We start from the raw sequence: 26,189 nt of genomic DNA, 5'->3' as shown, positions 1-26,189 counted from the left end.
ATTATAGCAGAAAACAGGAGATTTCGCTCAAAAATTTCCTGCAAAATCAGCAAAAAATAAAGTATGGTGGAATTTACCTCTGCACTGGAATTTAAAATTTCAATTTAGCTCTGGCAATAAACTTTGTTAAATTTGTCAATTCACCCGGGATATGTCAGCAGATGTTTTTGCCCATCTGGTAGGCTTCCTGCATCGCAGGATTCTTCTGAATATCGCCAAGCTGCCAGCACAATGCTGAAAGCCACTGTTAACACAAGCAATAAGAGAGTTTTTCTTGTTTTCATCGTATCACTTCTTTACTGTATATACCAGCCGGTTTCCGCCATCCAGTAAATTCCTTTGTCGTTACAGTTCCATAAAGCCATGCGTCCGCATGATATTCTGTGCGGATGCGGCCATACTCCCCACTGACGGAACGGGTGCTCTCCATTCTCATAAACTCTCCCGTGATTTTACCGTCTAATGCGCTGAGAATATGACAAATCGTATAAGGACGATTCATAGACTTTCTCCTTTCAGATAATCTCGATTTGCTGTAAATAGTCGAAAACATATCTTACGGCTTCATCAAAGGCGCTGCCGCTGAATCCGTGGCCCGCACCGTCAATAACATGATAATCTACATCTTCATAAACCTCGGCCGCACGATCAGAATAGGAAATCGGCACAATACTGTCTGCGCTGCCATGCAGAAGAAGGACTTTATCTGTGTAATTTCCGATTTCTTCATACACATCATAATCCCACATATCCTCTGCATAGGGACGTCCTGCTGTAATCCAGTTAAACCGATAACTGTCTGGTACCTCCTCAAGAGAATCAAACTGCTCGTGAATGGCATCGCTGACCAAAAAAGCGGGGTACATTAAAACAAGGCCGGAAACTTGATCCGTATGCCGCGCCGCCGCAATAGCGGAGACAATCCCGCCCTGACTTGTGCCAAGCAGGACGATTCTGCTTTCATCCGCAAAATCCCATTCTGACGCTGCTTCCATAACGGCTTCCAAATCGGAAACCTCCGTCATAACAGACATTTCTATAGAATAACCGTTCAGTGGAACAATCTCAAACAAATCACCGCCCGTTTTTTCGCTCAGGGCAGCAGCCACATTCCTTGTATTGCCGGAATAAGAAAAATAGGAAACCAACACGTCCACATCAGGCTGCGAGAGAATTTCCTCCCGCAGTTCTTCTACCTGGGAATCGTTAAGGGAGTTGTCTGATAAACTCCGAAACATGGCAGGATAACGATAAAGGTTATAGCCAACAAAGAGAAGGGCAATAACCGCAATGACTGCAATTCCCGCAATCCATCCTTTCTTTTGCCTCATAGCCATTCCTCCTTACATACATTCCATGCCGTTCTTTTTCACAGAACCGCCTGTTATAGCCGATTATAGGTTACGGTAGTTACTACCGGTCAATACACATTTTCAAGGGTCTTTTTCTCCCAATATATAAATCCACAAAAAAGTGCCAGAACCTGGGCGTGTTAACGCCGATGGAGAACTATGAGTTGTACCTTACTGCATGAAATACGGCCAGCAACGCTTAGCTGCTGGCCGAAAAAATTTTATATTTTTTCTCTGTCCTCTTGACGGGGAGCAGTTCACAATGATTTCCTGCTCGGTGGTGCCGCTGGTGGCGGTTGGTATTCAGTTTTGAAAGTTCGGGTCGGGTTGGCTCAAAGAGGGATAGTTTAACAGGGAGTCTGTACATCATTCTGAAATGATATCAGAAAAAATAAGGGGTATCGTATATTCATATGACGTCCCATTGTCATTATCTGATAACTGTATTGTGATTGTATCTTCTCTTTCGTTTTCATCTTTAGGAACTGTATAAACAAATGAGTTTGCTTCTATACTAGAGATTTTTCCATTTTCAGATGAAACCGTATAGTCCCAATCCTCTATATCGGTGACAATAGTAACGGTCGTTTCCTTTTCTTTTCCGTTTTCTAAAGAGGGTTTGTCCATCAATACTTCAAATGGTATTCGGTCTAATGCTCCCTCAGAAATATCTACTGTTTCTGATGTATTCGTTTCATTTATCGTTTCGTTAGAAGAAGTTTCTGCATTGCTACAACCAGTAAGCATAATAGCTAAAATCATAAATACTAATACTATCTTTTTCATTTTTCCTCCCCCATTTCTTCAAAATTCCACTTATTGTTAATCCTATTATACTATGGCTGTCCGTCTTTGGGAAGCAGCGGAAACGGCAGTCGCCGCAATCCTCCAGCGCTGCGGCGTGGTATTCAATTTTAATCTGATGTGCTGCCTGAGGGAGAGGCAGTTCACGGGAAGTAGTAAGCGTGTCGAGGCTCACTTCACAAGTAGTAATTTGGTAGTAAATTCAGTGTCTCTATCCTGTGATTTTCTCGTATTTACAGGCTTTTTCTGGATAATCAGAGTTATTCAGCTAAATTTTCAGTGGGGAAATTGTCAAAAAATATCGTTACCGTCTCACGCTTTTCGATCGGACAAATAATGAACAATCCAAAGAAGAATATCAAAAATTTTGTACGTCAAATAAGATTGCCAACCCATAATTCGTGTTGCATATCGTGTTGCATTTTACGAAAATACAACCACTAAAGTGTAAAATCCGAAAATCAAATGTAAAACTGAAATATCCGGGAAATGCCTTAAAATCAACATTCCCCGGATATTCCTTACAAAACCTTTATGGCATAAAAAATGGAAGCAAGGAGGCTCGAACTCCTGACCTTTCGCGTGTGAGGCGAACGCTCATCCCGGCTGAGCTATGCTTCCATGCCCATTATTATATCACGTTCTCGCAGAATTGCAACCTTGATTTTTATTTTTCATCACGCCAAAGTTCTAGTCAATTCTTAGCATATATTTTATATTCTCCCCCGACAAGGGTAAGGCTCCGGATCCCAAAGATACCGGAGTCCAACCTAAGATTTTTACACAAATCCTCATCTGCTTTTTTAATTGTATTCTAAGCATGCTTTGAAGCCAATCGGATATTTGACAGTAGTCCGCAGGAAATGATTGGCATCCTGTTCTTCGCCCACAACAGGCCCCTGGTCTATGCGAATACCGCTGTTTTCAAGCTGTTTTCTTCCAGTTCAGCAGCAGCGCCGAATTGATAATCACCAGTACGGATCCCGCATTGTGCACCAGCGCTCCGACCACCGGATTCAGGATCCCGGTAATCGCCAGAATGATCGCCAGAAAGTTCAAAGCCATAGAGAATGTCAGATTGCACTTGATCGTTACCATCATTCTCCGGGACAGGGCGATCAGATGGGGAAGCTCCTTCACCTCGTCGTCCACCAGCGCGATGTCCGCGGCGTCCACGGCGATGTCGCTTCCCACGCCGCCCATGGCGATCCCCACATTTGCTTTTTTCAGAGCCGGAGCATCGTTGATGCCGTCTCCGATCATGCAGACAGATTCATTCTGCCGCTGGTAGTGATCGATCCGGTTCAATTTATCCTCCGGGAGACATTCCGCGTGGACTTCCTCTATATGCAGCCGGCCCGCGATGGCCGCCGCGGCGTTCCCATGGTCTCCGGTCAGCAGGACGGGCCGGACTTTCAGTTCTTTCAGTCTGTCAATCATTCCTGCGCTTTCTTCCCGCACGGTATCAGACAGGACCAGATATCCCGCCAGTGTTTTCCCTGACGCGATATATATGACGGTACTCCCCTGTCCAAGCCATTGTTCCGCTTCCCGCAATGTCTCTTCCGGCATCATGACCTGCTCTGCGGCCAGCAGTTCCCGGTTTCCTGCCAGGACGCTTTTTCCTGCGATCTCACATCTGACGCCCCTTCCGGGTATCATCCGGAAATCTTCGGCCGAAACGATTTCCTTACCGTATTTCTGCCGGTAGCACCTCACTACGGACTTTCCCAGCGGGTGCTCCGAAAACTGTTCCGCACCGGCACAGATTCCGTAGAGTTCTTCCTCTGTATACTCCGGTAAGATGCTGCGGACCGCCGTCACTTCCGGCGTCCCATAGGTCAGCGTTCCCGTCTTGTCAAACGTGATCCTGGTAACGGCAGCCAGACGTTCCAGCGCATCTCCTTCTCTTACCAGGAAACCATGCCTGGTTGCGTTTCCGATCGCCGCCATGATCGCCGTGGGCGTAGCCAGCACCAGCGCGCAGGGACAGAATACGACCAGAATCGTCACGGCGCGGATAATTTCACCCGTGAAAAACCAGGTCAACACAGCCGCTGTCAGTGCCGTCACCACGATCCAGGTGGCCCAGCGGTCGGCGACGCCTACGATCTTTGCCTTGCCTGCGTCCGCCGACTGCACCAGACGGATCATCCTCTGAATGGAACTGTCTTCCCCTACTTTCAGCGCTTCCATCTCAAAGGCGCCGAACTGGTTCACTGTTCCGCTGGATACTTCCTCTCCCGGGCCTTTATCTACCGGAAGCGACTCTCCTGTCATGACTGCCTGATTCACAGACGTCTGTCCGGAACGGATCACGCCGTCCACCGGCACGGTCTCCCCGGGAAGCACCCGCAGGATATCTCCCACCTGTACCTGCTCCGCCGGTACGATTCTCTCCGAAGCGCCGCTTACAATCCTCGCCGTTCTGGGGGTCAGATGAACCAGTTTCTCAATCCCTGCTCTCGCGCGGGCTACCGTAAGATCTTCCAGAAGGCCGCCCAGCTGCATGATAAAGGCCACCTCTCCGGCGGCAAAATCTTCTCCAATGCAGACAGAAGCAATCAGCGCCAGGGATACCAGCACGTCCGCCTTGATGTCGAAGGAAGTGACCAGGCCGATTACCGCTTCCAGGATGATCGGAATCCCGCACAGCAGAATGGCGACCCACGCCGGATCGAACGGCAAAGGAACCATGTCAAAGATACTGAACAGCAATGCAATACCCGACAGTACCAGCAGTATGATCTCTTTTCTGGTTCCTCCAAGTTCCAGAAATTTCTCCAGTTTTTCCGTCCATTTCATATATTTGCGCCTCCTATACCCATATATGTATAGGTTCATTATACATATGGGGGTATAGGTTGTCAATTCTTTTCCACTGCAGCGTAAGCGAATTGAGACAAAAATTGCTGTTTTCATAATCATATCGATGAGTTTATCTGCTGCTCTGACAGGATAAATCTGCAATAAATAGGCGCACCACCGTTTTCGATGGTGCGCCTGTCTTCATCTCATAAAAAGCTTAAGCATTCTTGCTGTTGATAGCTGCCTGCGCTGCTGCCAGTCTTGCGATCGGCACACGGAACGGCGAGCAGGATACATAATCCAGTCCGATGCTGTCACAGTATTCCACAGAAGCCGGATCTCCGCCATGCTCACCGCAGATACCCAGATGAAGCTTCGGATTCACCGGTTTGCCAAGGTCAATGGCCAGCTTCATCAGCTTGCCCACGCCATTCTGATCCAGTTTTGCAAACGGATCATTTTCATAAATCTTCGCGTCGTAATATGCACTCAGGAACTTGCCCGAATCATCACGGGAGAAACCAAACGTCATCTGCGTCAGGTCGTTCGTACCGAAGCAGAAGAAATCTGCTTCTTTCGCGATCTCATCGGCTGTGAGCGCCGCTCTCGGGATCTCGATCATCGTACCTACCTCGTACTCCAGATCTGCTCCCTGCGCCGCGATCTCAGCGTCCGCAGTCTCAACCACAAATTTCTTTACGTATTTCAGTTCTTTCGCATCGCCTACCAGCGGGATCATGATCTCCGGTTTTACATTCCAATCCGGATGGTTCTTTTTCACATTGATCGCCGCACGGATCACAGCTTTTGTCTGCATTACCGCGATCTCCGGATAGGTAACCGCCAGACGGCAGCCACGGTGTCCCATCATCGGGTTGAACTCGTGCAGCCCGTCGATGATCGCCTTGATCTGCTCCACAGTCTTGCCCTGGGAGTCAGCTAATTTCTTAATATCTTCTTCTTCTGTCGGAACAAATTCATGCAGAGGCGGATCCAGGAAACGGATGGTTACCGGATTGCCTTCCAGTGCCTCATACAGCTTCTCGAAATCTCCCTGCTGTTCCGGAAGGATCTTCTCCAGTGCCGCTTCTCTCTCTTCTTTGGTCTCAGAGCAGATCATCTCGCGGAATGCGTCAATCCGGTCGCCATTGAAGAACATATGCTCCGTACGGCACAGCCCGATGCCTTCTGCTCCCAGTTCGCGGGCTTTCTTCGCATCTGCCGGCGTGTCTGCATTCGCGCGCACTCTCAGTCTTCTGTATTTATCTGCCCATCCCATAATCCTGCCGAACTCTCCCGCGATCGTAGCGTCTACCGTAGGAATGATGCCATCATAAATATTGCCGGTAGATCCGTCCAGTGAGATCGGATCGCCCTCATGGAACTCTTTTCCTCCGAGTGTGAACTTCTTGTTCGCTTCGTCCATCACCATGTCGCCGCATCCGGATACACAGCATGTCCCCATACCGCGGGCAACTACCGCCGCATGAGAAGTCATGCCTCCGCGGGCGGTCAGGATACCCTGCGCGTACTTCATGCCGGTGATATCTTCCGGTGAAGTCTCCAGACGTACCAGAACGACTTTCTCGCCTCTCTTGGCCCACTCTTCCGCATCGTCCGCGGTAAATACGATCCGTCCGCATGCAGCCCCCGGAGATGCTCCCAGAGCCTTGCCGATCGGAACAGCTTTCTTGAGGGCATCTGCATCAAACTGCGGATGAAGCAGAGAATCCAGATTTCTCGGATCGATCATAGCTACTGCTTCTTCTTCGGTTCTCATACCTTCGTCCACCAGATCGCAGGCAATCTTCAGAGCTGCCTTAGCCGTTCTCTTTCCATTACGGGTCTGCAGCATGTACAGTTTGCCGTGCTCAACAGTAAACTCCATGTCCTGCATATCTCTATAGTGGGTTTCCAGGGTCTTGCATACATTCTTGAACTGTTCAAATGCCTCCGGGAATTTTTCCTCCATCTCGGAGATCTTCATAGGCGTACGCACGCCGGCAACCACATCCTCGCCCTGCGCGTTGGTCAGGAACTCACCGAACAGGCCGTTCTCGCCGGTAGCCGGGTCTCTCGTAAACGCGACGCCGGTACCGCAGTCGTCGCCCATATTTCCGAACGCCATCATCTGTACGTTAACTGCGGTTCCCCAGGAATACGGGATGTCATTGTCGCGGCGGTATACGTTCGCTCTGGGGTTGTCCCAGGAACGGAACACAGCTTTTACCGCTCCCACCAGCTGATCCTTTGCGTCTGACGGGAAATCTTCTCCGATCTTCTCTTTATACTCTGTCTTGAACTGGCCGGCCAGCGTTTTCAAATCCTCTGCGGACAGCTCCACATCCTGTACGACGCCTTTTTCTTTTTTCATCTTGTCGATGAGTTCTTCAAAATATTTCTTACCGACTTCCATAACCACGTCGGAATACATCTGGATAAATCTTCTGTAGCAGTCCCATGCCCAGCGCGGGTTGCCGGATGCTTTTGCGAGGGTTTCCACTACTTCTTCGTTCAATCCCAGGTTCAGGATCGTATCCATCATACCAGGCATGGAAGCTCTTGCTCCGGAACGTACGGAAACCAGGAGCGGATTTTCTTTGTCTCCGAATTTTTTCCCGGTAATTTCCTCCAGTTTGCCCATTGCCTCCATGATCTGACCCATAATTTCGTCATTGATCTGTCTTCCATCTTCGTAGTACTGTGTACACGCTTCCGTCGTTACTGTGAATCCCTGGGGAACCGGAAGTCCAAGACTGGTCATCTCAGCAAGGTTCGCACCTTTTCCGCCCAGAAGATTTCTCATGGACGCATTCCCTTCCGTAAACATATAAACCCACTTTGCCATCACATGCCCTCCTAAAAAGTGATATAAATAAGAAATAAAAAGTGCGCAACGTGTGTCTCACTTTGCGCACATAATTATTGTACCATATTCTGTATGAAAGTCAATATATGTTTTGTGCTGTTTTTACATATTTCCATCTGTATTTGCATGTATTTTTGTCATTATTTTAACAATTATTCTTCCCCTTTTCACCTTCAAAGGCCAAATTGCCCAAGAATCTTTATGCATATTCCTTACATCAAAAAAACGGAGGCCGCCTGCTCACGGCAGACAGCCCCTCTTCAATCTGATGATTATTTTGCAATCACTTTTTTCAGTTTTACAAAACGCGGCAGGGAGTTCTCTTTTTTCATCTGGATCTCGCCCTGGATCAGCGGAAGCGCGTAGTCAATGAATGCATCACTTACGTTATTTCCTCTCTCATTGATCCATTCCACCGGAACTTTCTTCTCATAGTTAGCTACAGAAGAAAGATCAAGCAGATCTGCCTCACACTTGTAACCGTTCTCGTCACGGGTGCACTTGAAGCCAACCATCTTGTCCGTTACGCCTTTGATCGCCTCGTTTACGGCAGTCTGTCCGGCCATGAAGGACTCGTCGGAGTCAGTCTGGGACGCGCAGTGCTCTGCGCAGCGCTGCAGCAGGGAAAGCTCGATCGGACGAACCTTTACGCCCGGGATCGCATTCTTCACCACGTCTGCCAGTCTTGCTGCCAGTCCGCCCAGCTGGGCATGTCCGAATCCGTCGGTAGCGGAAGTCTCTGCTTCAGATACGAACTTGCCGTCTGCATAGTGAATACCTTCAGATACAGCCACGATCACGTTGTGGTTCTCTTCCCAGATCTTCTGTACGTCTTCAATAAACTCATCCATATTGAAGTCTACTTCCGGAAGATAGATCAGGTCTGCCGGATATCCTGCTACTCTTGCCAGAGCGGCAGCGCCTGCCAGCCATCCTGCATGACGTCCCATGATCTCTACGATCGTCACCTGGCCTTTGTCATATACGTGGGAATCCTGATACAGTTCTACCAGAGAGGTAGCGATGTATTTTGCTGCGGAAGCGAATCCCGGGCAATGGTCGGTTCCGAACAGGTCGTTATCGATCGTCTTCGGAATACCCATCACGCGGCAGTCGTATCCGACTTTCTTCATATATTTGGAAATCTTGTTGCAGGTGTCCATGGAATCATTTCCACCGTTGTAGAAGAAATAACGAACATCGTATTTCTTGAAGATCTCAAGAATTCTCTTGTAATCGGTCTCATCCTCGTCCGGGTCCGCGATCTTGTAACGGCAGGAACCCAGTGCGGAAGACGGGGTATATTTCATGATTGCAAGCTCTTCCGGATCCTCTTCATCCATCACATAGAGCTTGTCATTCAGCACGCCGACGATACCGTTAGCTGCTCCATAGACTTTTGTAATACAGTCAGCATCAAGTCCAGCCTTGATCGCACCGTAGCAGCTGGCATTGATTACGGAAGAAGGACCACCGGACTGACCAATGATCATAGCTCCTCTTAACTCACTCATTTTTCTAACCTCCAGAAAATGTAATATGGTGCGGCACACCACTATTTTTATTATAACATAGAATATTCAGTGTTTTCAATGCCTTCAGCGATTTTGTTTGCATCTACAATAATTTTAGGAGCGGATGTATGAATCACATCCGCCCCTGCTCAATCCTTCACTGTTTAAAATGTAAACTTCTCCTCAAAATATGCGTCCAGATCCGCGATCTTCACGCGCTCCTGCTCCATCGTATCACGGTCACGGACGGTTACGCAGCCGTCGGTCTCGGATTCGAAATCATAGGTTACGCAGAACGGCGTGCCGATCTCATCCAGACGGCGGTATCTCTTGCCGATATTGCCTCTGTCGTCATACTCGCAGTTGTACTTCCTGCAGAGATGCGCGTAGATTTTCTCCGCGCCTTCCGCCAGCTTTTTGGACAGCGGCAGCACGCCGATCTTCACCGGAGCCAGCGCCGGATGGAAATGCAGTACGGTACGCACATCTCCGCCCTCCAGTTCCTCTTCGTCGTATGCGGAGCAGAGGAACGCCAGCACCACGCGGTCCGCGCCCAGGGACGGCTCGATGACATACGGGATGTATTTCTCCTTCATCTCATCGTCAAAGTAGCTCATGTCCTCACCGGACACATTCTGATGCTGCGTCAGGTCGTAATCCGTACGATCCGCGATGCCCCACAGCTCGCCCCAGCCAAACGGGAACAGGAATTCGATATCCGTGGTTCCTTTGCTGTAGAAGCTGAGTTCTTCCGGCGAATGATCGCGCAGACGCATTTCTTCTTCTTTCATGCCCAGACTCAGAAGCCAGTCGCGGCAGAAACCTCTCCAGTACTGGAACCACTCCAGATCCGTTCCCGGCTTGCAGAAGAATTCCAGCTCCATCTGCTCGAATTCTCTGGTACGGAACGTGAAGTTCCCCGGCGTAATCTCGTTCCGGAAAGATTTTCCGATCTGGCCGATGCCGAACGGTACTTTCTTGCGGGAAGTCCGCTGTACGTTCTTGAAGTTGACAAAGATACCCTGTGCCGTCTCCGGGCGAAGGTACACCGTGCTCTTTGCGTCCTCCGTCACGCCCTGGAACGTCTTGAACATCAGGTTGAACTGGCGGATATCCGTGAAATCCTTCTTTCCGCAGCTCGGACACACGATGTCGTGCTCGTCAATATATTTCTTCATCTCTTCCTGGGACCAGCCGTCCACAGAACCCTCATGCTCGATGCCGTTTTCTTCCATATAGTCCTCGATCAGCTTATCCGCGCGGAAACGCTCATGACAGCATTTGCAGTCCATCAGCGGATCGGAAAAACCGCCCAGATGTCCGGACGCCACCCACGTCTGCGGATTCATCAGGATCGCACAGTCCACGCCTACGTTGTAGGGATTCTCCTGTATAAACTTCTGCCACCAGGCTCTCTTAACGTTGTTTTTCAGCTCCACACCCAGATTGCCGTAGTCCCAGGTGTTAGCCAGACCGCCGTAGATCTCGCTGCCCGGATATACAAATCCCCGGTTTTTTGCCAGAGCTACGATTTTCTCCATTGTCTTTTCCATGAATCGATCTCCTCACTTTTTCAATAAACAATATATGCATACTCTTCAGGGTCTTCAATGGTCATTACCTGAAGCATATGGTCGGAAAGAATCTCCACATTGTTGCTGACGTACCTTACAGGCTGTTCCAGCTGAACAGTCCCCTCGTCCTTCAAGATCACAATCGATCGTTCCCGGTCCGTGGTCACATCTGCGGTCTCCTGCTCCACATAATCCGCGTCCCGGAAATCCATATTGAAGGAAAAACCTTCTTCCAGAGCGCTTCCTATTGTCCCAACATAGCAGAAAGTATCGTTATATTCTGCATAAGCATCCGCATTTGTATAATCCAGCAGAAGGTACATAGTATCATCTCTTACCTCCAGACTTTCCATTGAAATCAGTTCTTCTTCATGATTCTCATTAAAAGCAGCGATCTCACTCTCCACCATGGAAGAAAATTCATCCTCGCTATAATAAGCTTTTTCAAAACTCTCTACGATCGCCTGTGTCAGCGTACCGTCTTTTTTTATGTAAATAGAAGTCACCGACGGCTCAAAGGATGAGGATCCGCATCCTGCTGTCAGCAAAGCAACCGCCAGTACACAGACGCACATTATCCATCGTTTCATTCCGTTCCCTCCTTCCAGACATGGGACACAGCCCGCGGCATACGCCGCTGTCCTGGTAATTATACACATTTTACAGGCATGTTTCAAGTATTTCCAGGGATTTGAAGCGCCGCTTCACATATCTCTCTCTCAGCCACTCCACAACTTTTCCAAATTCTTTGCATACTTCCGGACTAAGCGTAAATGTATACAGTTTTTCCACCGGAGACGCTGTTACATACTGCAGCGCATATATGGTGGACGGATTCAGTTTCCAGCTTTCAAACTGCTCATAAGTCTGGGGGCACTCTCCGCTGTAAACCATAGCTTTCAGTTCAAATATGTAACGGACCAGCATCCTGGGCAGGGCCGGAACAGACAAAGCCCTCAGAGATTGATACAAAAGTTTCAGGTAGTCTGTCCCTTCCACATTTTCTCCCGTATAAAAATCTGCGAATTCCAGAAAATACTGCCCGTAACAGGAAGCTTCAAAATCAGTCATCAGATCACTGAAATAGTTCCGGATAGAAGCCTGGGCGATACTGTAAGCGGTCCTTCCCTCATAAATCTGAAATTCTCCGAAGGCAAACACATTCACCGCCGCCAGAAGCGGACTGTTCATTCGTCTCGCTCCTCTGGCGAATGCGCGGATTTTGCCGCGCTCCCTGGTCAGCAGAACTACCAGTTTATCATAATCTCCGGCCGGCGCTGCAGATAAAACGATACCTGTCACTGTGCAAGCCTGACTGCTCATGTCTCTCACCTATCCCTCTGACTTTTGTCTCTTCAGCTTTATAAGCCAGATAATCTCGTATTTCTCCGGTGTGTGCAAACTGTTCCCACTTATCCATATTCTATGAACCTCCGTTTTCTCCATCCGTATATTCATAGAATCCCCGAAGCAGCCGGGTACTATACTTCTTTCTTGTCATACCCGAAATTTTTTATCAGGAAGTCAGAATCTCTCCAGTCCTTCTTTACTTTGACCCACAATTTCAGATTTACTCTGGCTTCCAGCATTTTCTCTATCTCGTACCGGGCGGCAGAACCGATCTTTTTCAGCATGGCTCCGCCTTTTCCAATGATGATTCCCTTATGAGAATCTCTTTCGCAGACAATCGTTGCCTCGATATCCCACAATCCCTGCCCGGGACGCTGTTTCATCACATCCACGGACACTGCGATTCCGTGTGGAATTTCTTCGTCCAGCAGCTTTAATGCCTTCTCCCGGATCAATTCGGCGACAATCGCTCTCATAGGCTGATCCGTCACCGTATCTTCATCGTAGAACATAGGGCCGTAGGGCAGATACTTGAAAATCTGATCCAGCAGCACATCCTCGTTCATACCTTTTAAAGCCGACACCGGTACAATCTCAGCAAAATCCAGCAGTCTCCGGTATGCGTCAATATAAGCGAGCAGTTCATCCTTCTTTACCTTATCGATCTTGTTGATTACCAGTATCACCGGTGTATGGATATGTGCAAGCTGCTCTGCGATGTGTTTTTCTCCGGCGCCGATATAAGACGTTGGTTCCACCAGCCAGAGGATCACATCCACTTCCTTCAGCGTCCGTTCCGCCACATTGACCATATATTCTCCCAGCTTGTTCTTTGCCTTGTGGATACCCGGCGTATCCAGAAAAACAATCTGCCCTTTCTCACAGGTATAGACAGTCTGGATCCTGTTGCGGGTGGTCTGTGGTTTGTTGGACGTAATCGCTATTTTCTGCCCGATCAGCCGGTTCATCAGTGTGGACTTTCCCACATTGGGACGCCCTACCAGAGCCGCAAATCCGGATTTCTTCTGTTCTTCCATAGATTTATCCTTTCTCATTTTACGTTTCCGCAGAGCGGAACAGATTCCGCGTCCGGTCAAACATATCTTTTTCCTTCTCGATACGGCTCTCATTCCCAATGGCGCAGAGACTGCCTTCATCCAGAAGTTCCCGGATTCCGGATGCCAGGCTGCGGATATCAGCCGGTGTCGCCTCCAATACCTGATCCCTCATGCGCTGCAGATCTTCTAACGTCGTATGTGTCAGCCATGCGGACATAGACCGGTTCCCCGCTGCCGAAGGCGTCAGAGGCGTATCCATATCGCTGATCGTGCCGATGACATACTTGGTCATATCTCTGTCCGTAGCGTCGAAATGTTCCACATAATCCGCCGTATTTTCAAACACCTGGTTCGTCTCTTTCAGATTCGGATCCCGGTAAGATACCAGATAACTGTCTCCATAAACGCCGAAACCGCTCATGCATCCATATGCGCCGCCTTTAACCCTGATCTGGATCCAGAGATATTCATAACTGAGAATCACTTTCAGGATCCGGAAAGCGCCCGTATAATAGCTGATATGTCCCGCGCGCGCCACATACTGAACGGCAGACGGTGTTTTCAGCCCTTCTTTCATACATTCCATGGAGGGCGATTCTTCCTCCGGCGCCGCCGGAAACGATCCAGTATACAACGCTTCCTTTAAAGATGGGATCTCCCGTTTTACCGCTTCGATCCCTTCCGTTTCCGCCGTACAGGAAACGATGAGATTTTCCGGCCGAATCACATACTGCATGACTTCCGTCAGCTTTCGGATCAGTTCTTCCTTTTTCTCCTCAAAATTCTGCTCCAGGTCTTCTATCAGCCAGTAAAATTCCACTCCGTTCATCCGGTCGTTGATCTTCGCGGATCTGGAGAATTTCGCCATGGCGCGTACGGCCGCCGCCGAATGTCCTGCCGACATCAGATACATCTGCAGACGCGATTTCATCTGGGCAATGATCTCGTAAAGTCTCTTGGTGTCTGTGAACCTGGTTTTCTGCAGAATCTCTCTCATCATGGCGAATGCAAAGTCTGTTTTATTATAAAGTGTCTTTGCCTTCATCTCGAGTTTCATACAGAAACGTTCTTTTTCCCGCATGTTCCCGTACAGATTGACCGCCATACTGATGCCTCCCGTATGACAGTTGATCTCGTTAAACAGCTCTCCATAACTGTAGTTTTCCGTATCCATAAAGCCCAGGACCTGTTTCAGGATTCCCATATAAGGAACCAGTTCATCAGGGAGATCGTCCGCATCAAACAGGAGCCGGATATAACTGATCCCGCTGGTGGGAATGTTCTGCCAGAGAACCGTCGTTCCATCCACATCCAGAACCTCATTGGCCAGCGGTTCCACCTCCCGGCGGATGTCTTCTCTTTTCAGCATGGGAATCTTTTCCAGTTCTTCCTGGGGTGAAGGCTCATCCTGATATTCCTTCAGCTCTTTCGCATCTTTTATCACCTGTTTTATCTCTGTCCGGGACAGGGTATCTTTGTATTTTTTCAGTTTCTCCTTTACATACTCCTGTTCTTTCGCTTCCAGTCCCGGCACAGGGCGCAGGACCAGCAACGCCGCATGATTGTTTTCCAGCAGATATTTCCGAACCAGATCTTCAAAGTATCCGCTGCCTACCTGATCCCGGAATCTGGCAAAACGCTCCAGACATGCCAGATGCAGGAACGGTTCTTTCTCATCATAAAGCCAGCTGTCAAACATCTGCAGCCCGTACATCAATCCCTTCGGATAGTTCCCGAAATCGGCTTCTCTGTAACGGAATTCATAATAGTTAAGTCCTGCCAGCAGCGCTTTCCGGTCAAAACCTTCTTCCGTGATCTTTTCCAGCGTCTCACGGATCACCTTGCAAAAAACATCCTTCTGCTCCACATCCGCATTCTTCGCGATCACGGAGAAATAAGGCTGCGCAATACCGTTTTCATATGTGCTTAAAATATCTTTACCGATACCCGCATCCAGCAGAGCCTGCTTCAGCGGAGCTCCCGGAGCGGACAGCAATGCGTACTCGATAATTTGAAAAGCAAGATACAGATCCGCATCCAGGGAAGTCCCCACAACCGCATTCCAGGACAGATATGCCTGCCCTTTCGGAGATTCCTCTGAAGAAACCGGGTAATCCACGATCCGTTCCACCGGCTGTTCAAAAGGCTTCTGCAGGCTGATCTCTGAGTCAATGTCCAGACGGTCATATTTGCTCAGATAGTGTTCGTCGATCCACTCCAGCTTTTCCGCCATGTCCATATTCCCATATAAATAAATATAACAATTGGAGGGATGATAGAACCTCCGATGAAAATCCAGAAACTGTCCGTAAGTCAGTTCCGGTATATGCCTGGGATCTCCGCCTGATTCATAGTAATATGTCGTATCCGGATATAAAGTGGTCATCACTTCCCGGTCCAGCATATCCTCCGGAGAGGAAAACGCGCCTTTCATCTCATTATAGACCACACCATTGTAAGACATTTCCCCGTCTTCCGACTCCAGTTCGTAATGCCACCCTTCCTGGCGGAATATCTTTTCCTCTTTATAAATATTGGGATGGAATACTGCATCCAGATATACGTGCATCAGGTTCTGAAAGTCCTGGTCATTGCAGCTGGCTATCGGATAGACAGTTTTATCCGGATAAGTCATCGCGTTCAGAAATGTATTCAACGATCCTTTCACCAGCTCCACAAACGGATCTTTGACCGGAAAATCTGTCGAACCGCAAAGCACGGAATGTTCCATGATATGGGGCACTCCCGTGCTGTCTGAAGGCGGCGTGCGAAATCCGATATTGAATACTTTATTCTCATCATCATTGGACAACAATGCCACTCTGGCGCCCGTCTTTTTATGCCTCAGCAGATACCCCGTAGATCTCAGATCCGGGATCTGTTCTTTTTGGATCAGTTCATATGCTTTTAATGATTCTACCGTCATTGTTTCCTCCAGATTTTCTACTTATTATATACATATCCGCGCCTAGTATAACACAGCCTTGCAGTAAATGCAAAAATCCGTATGAATCCATGCGCCTGCCGCACATGGTTCCATACGGATTTATTCATCTTTTTATCATCTGATCCTTACAGATTGGATTTGAAGAACTCTTCCATTGCTGCGCATGCTGCGTCTTCGTCTTCACCCTCTACGGTAACAGTAACCGTAGTTCCTTTCTTAACGCCCATTCCCATGATCGCCATCAGTCTCTTTGCGTCTGCTTTCTTGGTGCCGTTGTCAATAGTAACAACGCTCTTGTAACCAGCTGCAGCTTTCGCGAGCATTCCTGCCGGTCTTGCATGGATTCCCAGTTCATCCTGAACAGTGTAAGTAAAAGATTTCATAGTTCATTCTCCTTTTATACTTTTTATATCATGGTTTTCCCTGTAAGGGACAGTCCCATAATGTCTCTGATTAACACTCGCGGATCCGTTTTCTCAGTTCCAGCGTATAGCCCGGAGAAACGGAAAGTTCATCAATACCCATCTGGATAAATCTGGCCGTCACCTCCATATCAGCTCCAAGTTCTCCGCAGATACCGCACCATGCGCCGGACTTGTGGGCATTCTCAATCGTCAGCTGGATCAAACGCAGGATCGCTTCGTGATGCGGATCAAAGAAGTTATCCAGAGACTGATTCTGACGGTCGATAGCCAGAGTATACTGACTCAGGTCATTGGTTCCGATGCTGAAGAAGTCCACATGCGGAGCCAGCAGATCGCTGATCACAGCTGCCGCCGGTGTCTCGATCATGATACCAAGCTCAAAGTTCCCGTACGCGATATCTTCCCTGTCAAGTTCCAGTTTCACTTCATCCACGATCTCCTTGATGCGGACAATTTCTTTTACGGAGATAATCATCGGGAACATGATCCCCAGATTGCCAAATGCGGATGCGCGCAGCAGCGCCCTCAACTGAGTACGGAATACATCCTCTCTGGTCAGGCAGATACGGATCGCACGGAATCCAAGCGCGGGATTCTCCTCCTTTGGAATACCGAAATAGTCCGCCTGCTTGTCCGCTCCAATATCCAGAGTACGGATAATAACTTTCTTCCCCTGCATCCGGGCCAGAACTGTTTTATACGCCTCGAACTGCTCGTCTTCCGTGGGATAATCATCCCTTCCCAGATAAAGGAACTCGCTCCGGAAAAGGCCGATGCCTTCGGAATCGTTCTCCAGCACCGCGTCCACGTCCTGCACGCCTCCGATGTTTGAGTACAGATGGATATGCTTGCCGCTCTTCGTAACGGTCTCTTTTCCTCTCATCTCCTGGAGCAGCGCTCTCTGCTCATCAGCCCGTTTTTTCTTTTCCACCATCTTCGCCATGGTCTCGTCATCCGGATTGATATAGAACAGTCCGGCGAAACCGTCTACCACAGCCGTTCTTCCATTATATTTTGTATCCACTTCGATATCCGTTGTCACAAGAGACGGGATATTCATAGTACGCGCAAGAATCGCCGTATGGGAATTTGCCGACCCTTTCTGGATGACAATAGCCAGAATCTTGCTCTTGTCAAACTGTACGGTCTCGCTGGGCGCCAGGTCCTCCGCCACAATAATTACCGGCTCCGGCATAGCTTCCGGACTCACCTGCGTGCCATTCAGAATCGAGATCACACGTTTGGAAATATCCTCGATATCTGCCGCGCGGCCTCTCATATATTCATCATCCATGCCCAGGAACATTCCCATGAACTGTTCACAGGTCATAAACACCGCATATTCGGCATTCATCTTTTCTTCTTTAATAATGTTGGTAATAGACTCATTATAGTCCAGATCGTCCAGCAGCATCTGATGGACGTCGAAGATCATTGCCTCTTCTTCTCCTACGTCACGGAGCGCTTTCTCATAAAGGCGCTTCAGCTGCTCCATAGCTTTGGCCTTGGCCTCCTCAAAACGGGCCAGTTCCGCATCCACATCGGTAATCGTTTCTTTGGTCACTGCGTTTTCTGCCTTTTTATAGACAAAAATCTTGCCGATCGCGACTCCTTTAAATACACTCTTGCCTTCTCTTACTATCATGTCAGTCCTCCCCATATATTATTTCCGTCCCATCCGAATCCGGGCCCCCATCATACGGTCTGCTCCTCCAGCGCTGCGCTCTCCTCTTCTTTCTCCGGTTCAATGGTCACATAACCTTTGCTGAACTCCTCGACAGCGATGGAAAGCGGTTTCTTCCCTCTTGCGTCCACAAAGGGCTCTTCACCGGCGATCAGCTGACGCGCTCTCTTGGCAGTTCCCAGTACGATCGAATAACGGCTGTTCACCACAGGGGTATCGCCCTCCTCCACTTCACCGTTGATAGTCTTCATTAAGTCTGTATAAGACGGATGTAACATAATTATTCTCCTTTCGAAAACTCTTCCAGTTCTTCTCTGATTTGACATATAAAGTCTCTGTTCCGGCTGATCCTGCGATGCTCGCTTTCGATGATCCTATGAATTTCTTCCACGCATGTTTCCAGATCGTCGTTGATCACCAGATAGTCATACTCCTCGATTCCTTCGGCCTCCTGCGCCGCTCTGCGAAGTCTCTGGGCAACCACCTCCGGCGTTTCTGTCCCTCTTCCCGTCAGACGGCTGCGAAGAGTGGGCAGATCTTTTGCCGTCACAAACAGCAGCACTGCTTCGGGGAACTGTTCACGCACCTTGCGCGCGCCCTGGATCTCTATCTCCAGGATCACATCGCGCCCCTCCGACAGCTGCTGCTCTACATAAGCTCTGGGCGTCCCATAATAATTATCCACATACTGCGCGTATTCGATCAGAGAACCATCGGCAATCATCTGCTCAAACTCATCCCTTGTCTTAAAAAAATACGCTTTTCCTTCTGCTTCACCCGGTCTGGGCTGCCTGGTTGTCGCCGAAACGGACAGCGCGTAACTGTCATAACGATCTATCAGGCTTTTCATAACCGTGCCCTTGCCGGCTCCCGAAAAACCGGACACCACTATCAATATTCCCTGTCTGATCATACAATATCCTATTCTATATTTTGAATCTGCTCGCGGACCTTTTCAATCTCTGTCTTAAGATCGATCGCGCAGTTGGAAATCTCCAGATCATTGGCTTTGGACAGCGTCGTGTTCGCCTCCCGGTTCATCTCCTGTGCGATAAAATCCAGCTTCCGGCCGATGCTTCCGCCGCTCTCCAGTGCCGCTTTCGTCGCCTCTACATGGCTTCTGAGACGCACAATCTCTTCATCCACACAGATCTTATCAGCAAAGAGGGTCACCTCCATGGCGATCCTGCTCTCGTCCGTCTGGGCATCTGTCAGAAGATCCTGAACCTTTGCCTCCAGCTTCTGGCGGTACTCCGCCATGATCTGCGGCGACCGTTCTTCAATAAACGCCGTCATCCTCAGCATCTCGTCCAGCTTGGCAAGCAGATCGCATCTCAGCGCTTCTCCTTCGCGCACCCTGGTTTCCACTACTTTCTCACAGGCGCCGCGCACCGCTTTCTCCAGGAGCTGCCAGATCTCTTCCTCATCTTCCTGCTGTTCTTCCATCACCAGGACTTCCGGACAGCGGGCCAGTACGGATACTTTCATGTCATTTTCCAGCCCGAACTGCTCTTCCATCTGCCGGAAATACTTTACATACTGCTCTGCCACCTTCTGATTATACACCAGAGATACATTGCTCTCGCTCAAGTCCTCATAAGTGACAAATACGTCCACTTTCCCCCGCTGAAGATACTCCTTCAATACCGTACGGATCGCAGAATCAAAAAAATTCAGTTTCTTCGGCATCTTCATCGCAACATCCAGATACCGATGATTGACTGTCTTGATCTCAACCGAGACCTTTCGTTCTCCCTCGGAGAGCTCGCAGCGGCCGAAACCGGTCATACTTTTTATCATCGCTTATTCTCTTCCTTAAATACCGGCAGATAGTTCCCCCTGCCTCATAACCTTTGTCTATTATAGTTGATTTTCAAAATGCCGTCAAGTATAATGGGGGAATGAAAAGGAGAATCAACCATGGCATTTGACGGCATTACCGTGTCCTGTGTGGCACATGAGTTAAACGAAAAACTGGCCGGAGGACGCATTTCCAAGATCGCCCAGCCGGAGACAGACGAACTGCTCCTGACCATCAAAACCCGGGACGGAAATTTCCGTCTCCTGCTCAGCGCGTCCGCGAGCCTTCCTCTTATATATCTGACAGAATCCAATAAAAACAGTCCTCTGACTGCTCCCAATTTCTGCATGCTTCTGCGCAAGCATATCAGCGGAGGCCGGATCCTTTCCGTCACTCAGCCCTCCCTGGAACGCATCCTGCGCTTCGAGATCGAGCATCTGGACGAGATGGGCGACCTGTGTAAAAAATATCTGGTCGTGGAGATCATGGGAAAGCACAGCAACATCATCTTCTGCAGCGGCCAGGACATGATCATCGACAGTATCAAGCATGTCTCTTCCCAGATGAGTTCTGTCCGGGAAGTGCTTCCGGGCAGACCATACTTCATCCCGGAAACCCAGGAAAAGGCGGATCCCCTCTCTGTCACGGAAGAGCAGTTCCTGTCCATCCTGTCCGCAAAATCCGTGAAATTGTCGAAAGCGCTTTACACCTCCCTGACAGGGCTTAGTCCGATCGCTGCCGAAGAGGTCTGCTGCCGTGCTTCTCTGGATTCTGACCGGGCGGCCTCTTCCTACGAAACTGAGGAATTGATTCATCTGTACCGGACGTTCTGCCGTTTTCTGGAACCGCTGCGTTTCGGCGGCTGGGAACCGGCTATTTATTACGATGGTAAAACGCCGGTGGAATACTCATGCCTTCCGCTGACCATCTACGGACATTTCCGCAGGGAGTCTTATAATTCCGTCTCTGCCATGCTGGAGCATTATTACGCAGAACGGAACACTCTGACCCGAATCCGCCAGAAATCCACCGACCTGCGCAGGATCGTGCAGACCGCGCTGGAACGCAATGTAAAAAAATACGACCTGCAGGCAAAGCAGCTGAAAGATACAGAAAAACGGGAAAAATACCGTGTGTACGGAGAGCTGATCAACGCCTACGGCTACAACGTGGAACCGGGAAGCAAAAGCTTCGAAGCGGTAAACTACTACACCGGCGAGACTGTCACGGTTCCGCTGGATCCTCAGATCTCCATACAGTCCAACGCTTCCAGATATTTTGATAAATACGGAAAACTGAAAAGGACCTGCGAAGCAGTCACAAAGTTGCTGGAGGAGACTTCCGCCGAGATCGAACACCTGAAATCCATTCAGACGGCGCTGGATATCGCGCTGCAGGAAGAAGATCTGGTCCAGATCAAGGAAGAACTGATGGAATCGGGCTATATCCGCAAGCGTGCTCCGGGAAACAGGCGACCGAAGATTACCTCAAAGCCCTTTCACTACCTGTCCGGCGACGGTTTTCATATATATGTGGGAAAAAATAACTTCCAGAATGACGAACTGACCTTCCAGTTTGCCAGAGGAAACGACTGGTGGTTCCACGCAAAAGGCATACCGGGTTCCCATGTGATCGTACAGACGGAAGGAAAAGAACTTCCGGACCGTACTTTTGAAGAGGCGGCACGTCTGGCCGCCTATTATTCCGCGGCCCGGGGCGCCGATAAAGTGGAGATCGATTATGTGGAGAAAAAACATGTAAAAAAACCGAATGGTTCCAAACCCGGATTCGTAGTTTACTATACAAATTATTCTATGATGATCGATTCTGACATTTCGGGAATTGCACAAATCTGAAAACTGTGTTATACTATAAAAGTTCTGTTCGCAGAGCTTTTATCATGGAGACGTATCGAAGTGGCCATAACGAGCTTGACTCGAAATCAAGTTGTCGGGCAACCGGCACGTGGGTTCGAATCCCACCGTCTCCGTTTCTGAAATATGGGTTAACACTCATATTTTATTTAGCTGCCAGCTGCAACCTGGCAGCTTTTTTATTATGTGAGTCTCCAGCAAAAAGGCCAAAAGATAAACGGACTGATACACCATTATTATGCTGCTTTATTTCGGCTAATTCCAGAGCCTTTATCATTGTAAAAACAAGCTCCTGCTTACTTGGAGAAGCGTCTTCCCAGAGAGCTTCAATATCCCTGATCGTCGTGATTTCATTTTCTGTCAGTTCATCTTGCAGAAGATAATCTGGCGAAATATGCAGCGCATTACATTAGTTCACCACATTTTATTTAACACGCACGCAAATAGAACAGACTATTATGACAGCACCCGGGAACAGGACATGGAGATCGTCCGCAGGGTCCATACGCTGTCCGAGAGGTACGGCGTCAAAATGCAGCAGATCGCCCTGGCGTGGGAATGGGCAAAAGGCGTAGCAGCTCCTATCATCGGAGCCACCAAGGCTTCCCATTTTGACGACGCCGCAGGAGCCTTAAACGTCAGGCTCACAGAAGAAGACATCTCCTATCTGGAAGAACCGTATGTACCCCATAGAATCGTAGGCGCGATCGACCGCAATCCGGAAGAAGGCGTCAAACTGCTGGATGTAAAAAAATAAAGAAAGCGAGGCAGACACAATGAGTATTACAATGAATCTCTATTATACCGGCAAAGACGGCGGCGCCCGCAGATTCGCCGAGGAGATGGAACAAAGCGGAACGGCCGCCCTGATTCGTGTGGAAGCCGGTAACGAGAAATATGATTATTTCTTCCCGATGAACGACCCGGAGACGGTTCTGCTGATCGACAGCTGGAAGGACCAGGCGTCCCTGGATGCCCACCACGCATCCCCTATGATGGGGACTATCTCCGCCCTTCGGGAAAAATATGACCTTCATATGAAGGCGGAAAGATATGTTTCGGACAATGCGGGAATCCCGGATTCGGATTCAAAATTCCTCAAAAAATAAATTCGCGCACAGATTTTAAACAGTATTGAAAATCGCGGGGCCGGATGTTATGCTGTATACAGAAGTAAAAACGTGATTCCATATGGAGGTGAAGCAAGATGAAGTTCAGCAAAACCAGAACCCTGTTATGCACCCTCGGCGCCGTATTTCTGTGCTCGGCTTTCGCCGCAGTTCCCGCCAGAGCGGAGACCGCGTTCGATCCGCATTATTATTTTCAGAAATACCCGGATGTGGCCAATGTGACCGGATTTGATCCTCAGGCCCTGTTCAACCACTACGAATCTTTCGGGATGGCAGAAGGGCGTTTCCCGAACATGCAGGCAGAATGGCGGGATGCCGCCGGGATCGTGGATACGGAAGAAGACCGTACCGCTTTCCTCATGACCAATTATCCATCTGATCCTGACAATGCCGACAGCGATCTGCCAAAGCTCGATCCGGTATTCTATTACAATACCTATCCGGATGTGGCGGAGGTGATCGGAAAAGACCCGGTAGCTCTTCTGAACCATTATTTTGCCTACGGATACAGTGAAGGCAGACTGCCTTTCTACGGTGCGGAACCCTGTACCGAAGTGCAGACCTCTTTTTAACATGAAACGAGCCGCCTGTCCATTTCCGGACAGGCGGCTGTTCGTTATTCACCGGTTTTCATATATCCAGTCGGCCCATTCTGCATAATATTTGCCCATCAGATGCGCGTCATCCGCCGTGTACTCTTCTGCAAGATTCCCTTCGCCGTCATCAAACCGTTCATTGATATCGATACAGGCAAGGCCTTCCTCTGAAGCGATCCCCCGGATTCGGTTATTAAACGCGTCTATGTTTGCATTATTATAAATAGAGTCTGTTTCTGATCTTTTTTTCGAGACATGCATATTCATTTCCAGAATGAGTCGGGCCTGAGACTGCGACTGTACCAGATACCGTACCAGTTCCTGGTATTTTTTTGCTGTCGCTTCCTGATCGTACCCCAGCTCATTAATGCCGAGCATCAAATATATGCGGCCGTACTGTCTGTTCTCCAGAACTTCCTGCAGTGTTTTTTCTCCCTGGTCTCCCATTGAAAGACGCACTTCCATCACTTTATAAAGACTCATTCCCGAATCGGCAAAAGCATCTGCCGCCCCCATGTCCGCATACTCGAAAAGTCCCACTGTTCTGGAGTCCCCGATGAACAGAGCATCATCAAAAAAATGTTCTCTGGAAATCATTTCCGCTTCTGCAACTTCCTCCGGTTCTCCATCCTGTGGATTCTGTCTCTCCGGGTTCTGCGGAATCTCCGTCGTTTCAGCACTTTCTTCGGACTGGAATTCCTCCGGTTCCTCCTCACTTTCCATGATTTCCGGAGAATTTAAAATATCCGGCTGTGAAAATGCCTCCTGCGCAGGTTTGCCCTGTACAATCGCCTCTCTGACCGGTGTGAACAGCATAGCCGCGCAAAGACTGATTCCCAGCATACAGGTATATGTATATTTCATTTTTTTCCTTTCGTATCTCTAAAAACTGAAGTACAGGAAGGGATCATCCATACCCTTCCATATGCAGTAAATACTGAACCAGAAAATGACCAGCAGTACTGCCGCGGTAAGGAATCTGTGTTTACGTCCCAGAAGTTTTTCAGGAAGCGCGCCAATACACAATATGCCCAAAAGCAACGATATACCATATATTTTTCCGTATTTGAGATAATCTCCGGAAAATACCGCCGCCGAGGATTTGCCCAGAAACGGAAACAGCCGCGTCAGATAGACCCACAGCATCGGAAGATCCTCTACCGCGAATATCAGCCAGCTTATGGGAATCCAGAAAGCCATATACAAATGTCCCAGAATATGGTATCTCTCCAGGATCCGCAAGAGTCCCAGTTTTTCTATGACAATGATCAGGAAAAGGACAACTCCCCACAAAATATAATTCCAGCTGTCTCCATGCCAGAGTCCGGTCAGGAGCCATACAGCCAGAAGATTGCGAAGCGTCCTCCACGTCCCGGTCCTGCTTCCTCCCAGAGGTATGTATACATAATCCCGAAACCATTCTCCCAACGTTATATGCCATCTTCTCCAGAACTCTGTCATGGACACAGACAGATACGGCTGCCGGAAATTATCCGGAAAATGGAATCCCATGATCCTCCCCAGTCCGGAGGCCATCATAGAATAACCATAAAAATCAAAATAAATCTGAAGAGTATACCCCATAAGTCCCAGCCATGCCATAGGAGTAGATATGCTCTCAAAACCGATCGCCGTTGTCTGCCGCCACAGATTTCCCACCTGGTTGGCAATCAACACTTTCATTCCCAGACCTACCGTAAAGATTCTGATTCCCTCTTCAAAGCCTTCCATGGAGTGTTCTCTTCCTTTCCACTCCCTCACCAGCTTTCCATAACGGATCAATGGCCCTGACAAAAGCTGCGGAAACATACAGACATAACCCATCAGACGGAATAAGGACCGCTCCGCACGAATCGCGCCGCGATACACATCCATCAGATAAGAACATATCTGAAACGTATAAAAGCTGATTCCCAAAGGAAGCGAGGGTCTGACAGAAGGAATCCGCACGGGCACGCCGGCCATATTCATAAGCAGATTTATATTTTCTATGATAAAACCCGAATATTTAAAAACCGCGAGGACTCCCAGGCTGTATCCCAGCCCTGCCAGTAAATATATTCTTTTTCCGCGCTTATTCCGGCTTTTTTCTATACCTCGGCCGGCCAGATAAGCAGCCGCGGAGGAAAAAAGAAGCATGCCAATATACAGAGGGTGACCCTGAGTCCCGTACAGATAGAAGCACAGACTCCCGCCAAATAAAATCCAGTTCTTGCAGGAAAATGGAACCAGAAAATAAATCGCCAAAAATACCGGGAGGAAATGAAAAATAAAATCGATACTGCTGAAAACCATGTGTTATTTCCTCTCTTACTCATTATCAAAGCTTATTATATCTGTCCGGTTTTCTCTCCGCAATATGCCCTTCCCATTCTTCATAATTCTTCACAATTATGCTTGCAT

Annotated in this window: 22 protein-coding genes and 2 tRNA genes; 5 read left to right on the top strand and 19 right to left on the bottom strand. The window is 48.8% G+C overall.

Annotated elements, in window-relative coordinates; all coding sequences use genetic code 11:
- Positions 1-280: 280 nt before the first annotated feature.
- From B5F29_RS02260 to B5F29_RS02180, 17 genes are all read right to left on the bottom strand, one after another.
- Positions 281-502, bottom strand: coding sequence for a hypothetical protein (locus tag B5F29_RS02260; protein WP_206414159.1), 222 nt, complete (start codon positions 500-502; stop codon positions 281-283).
- Positions 503-515: 13 nt separating this feature from the next.
- The gene (locus B5F29_RS02255; protein WP_162608340.1) at positions 516-1,331 is read right to left on the bottom strand and encodes a flavodoxin; all 816 of its coding nucleotides are present in this window, start codon (positions 1,329-1,331) and stop codon (positions 516-518) included.
- A 387-nt stretch (positions 1,332-1,718) separates the two neighbouring features.
- The gene (locus B5F29_RS02250) at positions 1,719-2,138 is read right to left on the bottom strand and encodes a hypothetical protein (RefSeq protein WP_087153039.1); all 420 of its coding nucleotides are present in this window, start codon (positions 2,136-2,138) and stop codon (positions 1,719-1,721) included.
- 565 nt (positions 2,139-2,703) lie between these two features.
- Positions 2,704-2,777: transfer RNA gene (locus B5F29_RS02245), tRNA-Val, on the bottom strand.
- A gap of 303 nt (positions 2,778-3,080) precedes the next feature.
- Positions 3,081-4,961 carry a heavy metal translocating P-type ATPase gene (locus B5F29_RS02240; protein WP_087153038.1) on the bottom strand — a complete coding sequence of 627 codons (1,881 nt, stop codon included), beginning with the start codon at positions 4,959-4,961 and terminating at the stop codon, positions 3,081-3,083.
- A gap of 220 nt (positions 4,962-5,181) precedes the next feature.
- Entirely contained in the window at positions 5,182-7,812 is a 2,631-nt protein-coding gene (gene ppdK, locus B5F29_RS02235) for a pyruvate, phosphate dikinase (protein WP_087153037.1), read from the bottom strand.
- Between the two features lie 293 nt (positions 7,813-8,105).
- A complete protein-coding gene (locus B5F29_RS02230) occupies positions 8,106-9,347 on the bottom strand; it encodes a 6-phosphofructokinase (protein ID WP_087153036.1) in 1,242 nt (413 codons plus the stop codon).
- 164 nt (positions 9,348-9,511) lie between these two features.
- On the bottom strand, positions 9,512-10,900 hold the full coding sequence (locus B5F29_RS02225; protein WP_087153035.1) for a glycine--tRNA ligase: 1,389 nt from the start codon (positions 10,898-10,900) through the stop codon (positions 9,512-9,514).
- Between the two features lie 20 nt (positions 10,901-10,920).
- Complete coding sequence (locus tag B5F29_RS02220) at positions 10,921-11,511, bottom strand: hypothetical protein (protein WP_087153034.1); 591 nt, start codon at positions 11,509-11,511, stop codon at positions 10,921-10,923.
- 70 nt (positions 11,512-11,581) lie between these two features.
- On the bottom strand, positions 11,582-12,244 hold the full coding sequence (recO, locus tag B5F29_RS02215; RefSeq protein ID WP_087153033.1) for a DNA repair protein RecO: 663 nt from the start codon (positions 12,242-12,244) through the stop codon (positions 11,582-11,584).
- A 158-nt stretch (positions 12,245-12,402) separates the two neighbouring features.
- Complete coding sequence (gene era / locus B5F29_RS02210) at positions 12,403-13,308, bottom strand: GTPase Era (RefSeq protein ID WP_087153070.1); 906 nt, start codon at positions 13,306-13,308, stop codon at positions 12,403-12,405.
- Between the two features lie 19 nt (positions 13,309-13,327).
- Positions 13,328-16,255 (bottom strand): insulinase family protein, encoded by a 2,928-nt coding sequence (locus tag B5F29_RS02205; RefSeq protein WP_087153032.1) that lies wholly within the window; start codon positions 16,253-16,255, stop codon positions 13,328-13,330.
- Positions 16,256-16,401: 146 nt separating this feature from the next.
- Positions 16,402-16,659, bottom strand: a complete 258-nt coding sequence (locus tag B5F29_RS02200; RefSeq protein ID WP_087153031.1) for an HPr family phosphocarrier protein — start codon at positions 16,657-16,659, stop codon at positions 16,402-16,404.
- A gap of 70 nt (positions 16,660-16,729) precedes the next feature.
- Positions 16,730-18,346, bottom strand: coding sequence for a phosphoenolpyruvate--protein phosphotransferase (ptsP, locus tag B5F29_RS02195; RefSeq protein WP_087153030.1), 1,617 nt, complete (start codon positions 18,344-18,346; stop codon positions 16,730-16,732).
- Positions 18,347-18,396: 50 nt separating this feature from the next.
- Entirely contained in the window at positions 18,397-18,663 is a 267-nt protein-coding gene (gene rpoZ / locus B5F29_RS02190; protein ID WP_087153029.1) for a DNA-directed RNA polymerase subunit omega, read from the bottom strand.
- Positions 18,664-18,665: 2 nt separating this feature from the next.
- Positions 18,666-19,298 carry a guanylate kinase gene (gene gmk / locus B5F29_RS02185; protein ID WP_087153028.1) on the bottom strand — a complete coding sequence of 211 codons (633 nt, stop codon included), beginning with the start codon at positions 19,296-19,298 and terminating at the stop codon, positions 18,666-18,668.
- Positions 19,299-19,306: 8 nt separating this feature from the next.
- A complete protein-coding gene (locus B5F29_RS02180) occupies positions 19,307-20,185 on the bottom strand; it encodes a YicC/YloC family endoribonuclease (protein ID WP_087153027.1) in 879 nt (292 codons plus the stop codon).
- 120 nt (positions 20,186-20,305) lie between these two features.
- Here B5F29_RS02180 and B5F29_RS02175 point away from each other — a divergent pair, with 120 nt between their 5' ends.
- The 5 genes from B5F29_RS02175 (at position 20,306) to B5F29_RS02155 (ending at position 23,762) form a co-directional block, all read left to right on the top strand.
- Entirely contained in the window at positions 20,306-22,042 is a 1,737-nt protein-coding gene (locus tag B5F29_RS02175; RefSeq protein WP_087153026.1) for an Rqc2 family fibronectin-binding protein, read from the top strand.
- A gap of 46 nt (positions 22,043-22,088) precedes the next feature.
- Positions 22,089-22,176: transfer RNA gene (locus B5F29_RS02170), tRNA-Ser, on the top strand.
- A 278-nt stretch (positions 22,177-22,454) separates the two neighbouring features.
- Entirely contained in the window at positions 22,455-22,817 is a 363-nt protein-coding gene (locus B5F29_RS02165; protein WP_242955554.1) for an aldo/keto reductase, read from the top strand.
- Between the two features lie 19 nt (positions 22,818-22,836).
- Entirely contained in the window at positions 22,837-23,169 is a 333-nt protein-coding gene (locus B5F29_RS02160; protein WP_087153025.1) for a putative quinol monooxygenase, read from the top strand.
- Positions 23,170-23,267: 98 nt separating this feature from the next.
- Entirely contained in the window at positions 23,268-23,762 is a 495-nt protein-coding gene (locus tag B5F29_RS02155) for a hypothetical protein (protein WP_087153024.1), read from the top strand.
- A 48-nt stretch (positions 23,763-23,810) separates the two neighbouring features.
- On the opposite strand, the gene B5F29_RS02150 is transcribed toward B5F29_RS02155, so the two are convergent.
- On the bottom strand, positions 23,811-24,650 hold the full coding sequence (locus tag B5F29_RS02150; RefSeq protein ID WP_087153023.1) for a GDSL-type esterase/lipase family protein: 840 nt from the start codon (positions 24,648-24,650) through the stop codon (positions 23,811-23,813).
- 18 nt (positions 24,651-24,668) lie between these two features.
- Entirely contained in the window at positions 24,669-26,081 is a 1,413-nt protein-coding gene (locus B5F29_RS02145) for an MBOAT family O-acyltransferase (RefSeq protein ID WP_087153022.1), read from the bottom strand.
- Between the last annotated feature and the right edge of the window lie 108 nt (positions 26,082-26,189).

It is taken from the genome of Lachnoclostridium sp. An196 (assembly GCF_002160135.1).
GTDB classification, from domain to species: Bacteria; Bacillota; Clostridia; order Lachnospirales; family Lachnospiraceae; genus Hominiventricola; species Hominiventricola avistercoris.
The sequence above is the reverse complement of the archived record's forward strand: the minus strand, read 5'-3'. Positions and strand labels throughout refer to the sequence as shown.

Excerpts from the sequence above, each read along its gene's own strand:
- B5F29_RS02260 (WP_206414159.1), bottom strand. The coding sequence starts at position 502 with ATGAATCGTCCTTATACGATTTGTCATATTCTCAGCGCATTAGACGGT.
- B5F29_RS02255 (WP_162608340.1), bottom strand. The coding sequence starts at position 1,331 with ATGAGGCAAAAGAAAGGATGGATTGCGGGAATTGCAGTCATTGCGGTT.
- B5F29_RS02250 (WP_087153039.1), bottom strand. The coding sequence starts at position 2,138 with ATGAAAAAGATAGTATTAGTATTTATGATTTTAGCTATTATGCTTACT.
- B5F29_RS02240 (WP_087153038.1), bottom strand. The coding sequence starts at position 4,961 with ATGAAATGGACGGAAAAACTGGAGAAATTTCTGGAACTTGGAGGAACC.
- ppdK (WP_087153037.1), bottom strand. The coding sequence starts at position 7,812 with ATGGCAAAGTGGGTTTATATGTTTACGGAAGGGAATGCGTCCATGAGA.
- B5F29_RS02230 (WP_087153036.1), bottom strand. The coding sequence starts at position 9,347 with ATGAGTGAGTTAAGAGGAGCTATGATCATTGGTCAGTCCGGTGGTCCT.
- B5F29_RS02225 (WP_087153035.1), bottom strand. The coding sequence starts at position 10,900 with ATGGAAAAGACAATGGAGAAAATCGTAGCTCTGGCAAAAAACCGGGGA.
- B5F29_RS02220 (WP_087153034.1), bottom strand. The coding sequence starts at position 11,511 with ATGAAACGATGGATAATGTGCGTCTGTGTACTGGCGGTTGCTTTGCTG.
- recO (WP_087153033.1), bottom strand. The coding sequence starts at position 12,244 with ATGAGCAGTCAGGCTTGCACAGTGACAGGTATCGTTTTATCTGCAGCG.
- era (WP_087153070.1), bottom strand. The coding sequence starts at position 13,308 with ATGGAAGAACAGAAGAAATCCGGATTTGCGGCTCTGGTAGGGCGTCCC.
- B5F29_RS02205 (WP_087153032.1), bottom strand. The coding sequence starts at position 16,255 with ATGACGGTAGAATCATTAAAAGCATATGAACTGATCCAAAAAGAACAG.
- B5F29_RS02200 (WP_087153031.1), bottom strand. The coding sequence starts at position 16,659 with ATGAAATCTTTTACTTACACTGTTCAGGATGAACTGGGAATCCATGCA.
- ptsP (WP_087153030.1), bottom strand. The coding sequence starts at position 18,346 with ATGATAGTAAGAGAAGGCAAGAGTGTATTTAAAGGAGTCGCGATCGGC.
- rpoZ (WP_087153029.1), bottom strand. The coding sequence starts at position 18,663 with ATGTTACATCCGTCTTATACAGACTTAATGAAGACTATCAACGGTGAA.
- gmk (WP_087153028.1), bottom strand. The coding sequence starts at position 19,298 with ATGATCAGACAGGGAATATTGATAGTGGTGTCCGGTTTTTCGGGAGCC.
- B5F29_RS02180 (WP_087153027.1), bottom strand. The coding sequence starts at position 20,185 with ATGATAAAAAGTATGACCGGTTTCGGCCGCTGCGAGCTCTCCGAGGGA.
- B5F29_RS02175 (WP_087153026.1), top strand. The coding sequence starts at position 20,306 with ATGGCATTTGACGGCATTACCGTGTCCTGTGTGGCACATGAGTTAAAC.
- B5F29_RS02165 (WP_242955554.1), top strand. The coding sequence starts at position 22,455 with ATGCAGCGCATTACATTAGTTCACCACATTTTATTTAACACGCACGCA.
- B5F29_RS02160 (WP_087153025.1), top strand. The coding sequence starts at position 22,837 with ATGAGTATTACAATGAATCTCTATTATACCGGCAAAGACGGCGGCGCC.
- B5F29_RS02155 (WP_087153024.1), top strand. The coding sequence starts at position 23,268 with ATGAAGTTCAGCAAAACCAGAACCCTGTTATGCACCCTCGGCGCCGTA.
- B5F29_RS02150 (WP_087153023.1), bottom strand. The coding sequence starts at position 24,650 with ATGAAATATACATATACCTGTATGCTGGGAATCAGTCTTTGCGCGGCT.
- B5F29_RS02145 (WP_087153022.1), bottom strand. The coding sequence starts at position 26,081 with ATGGTTTTCAGCAGTATCGATTTTATTTTTCATTTCCTCCCGGTATTT.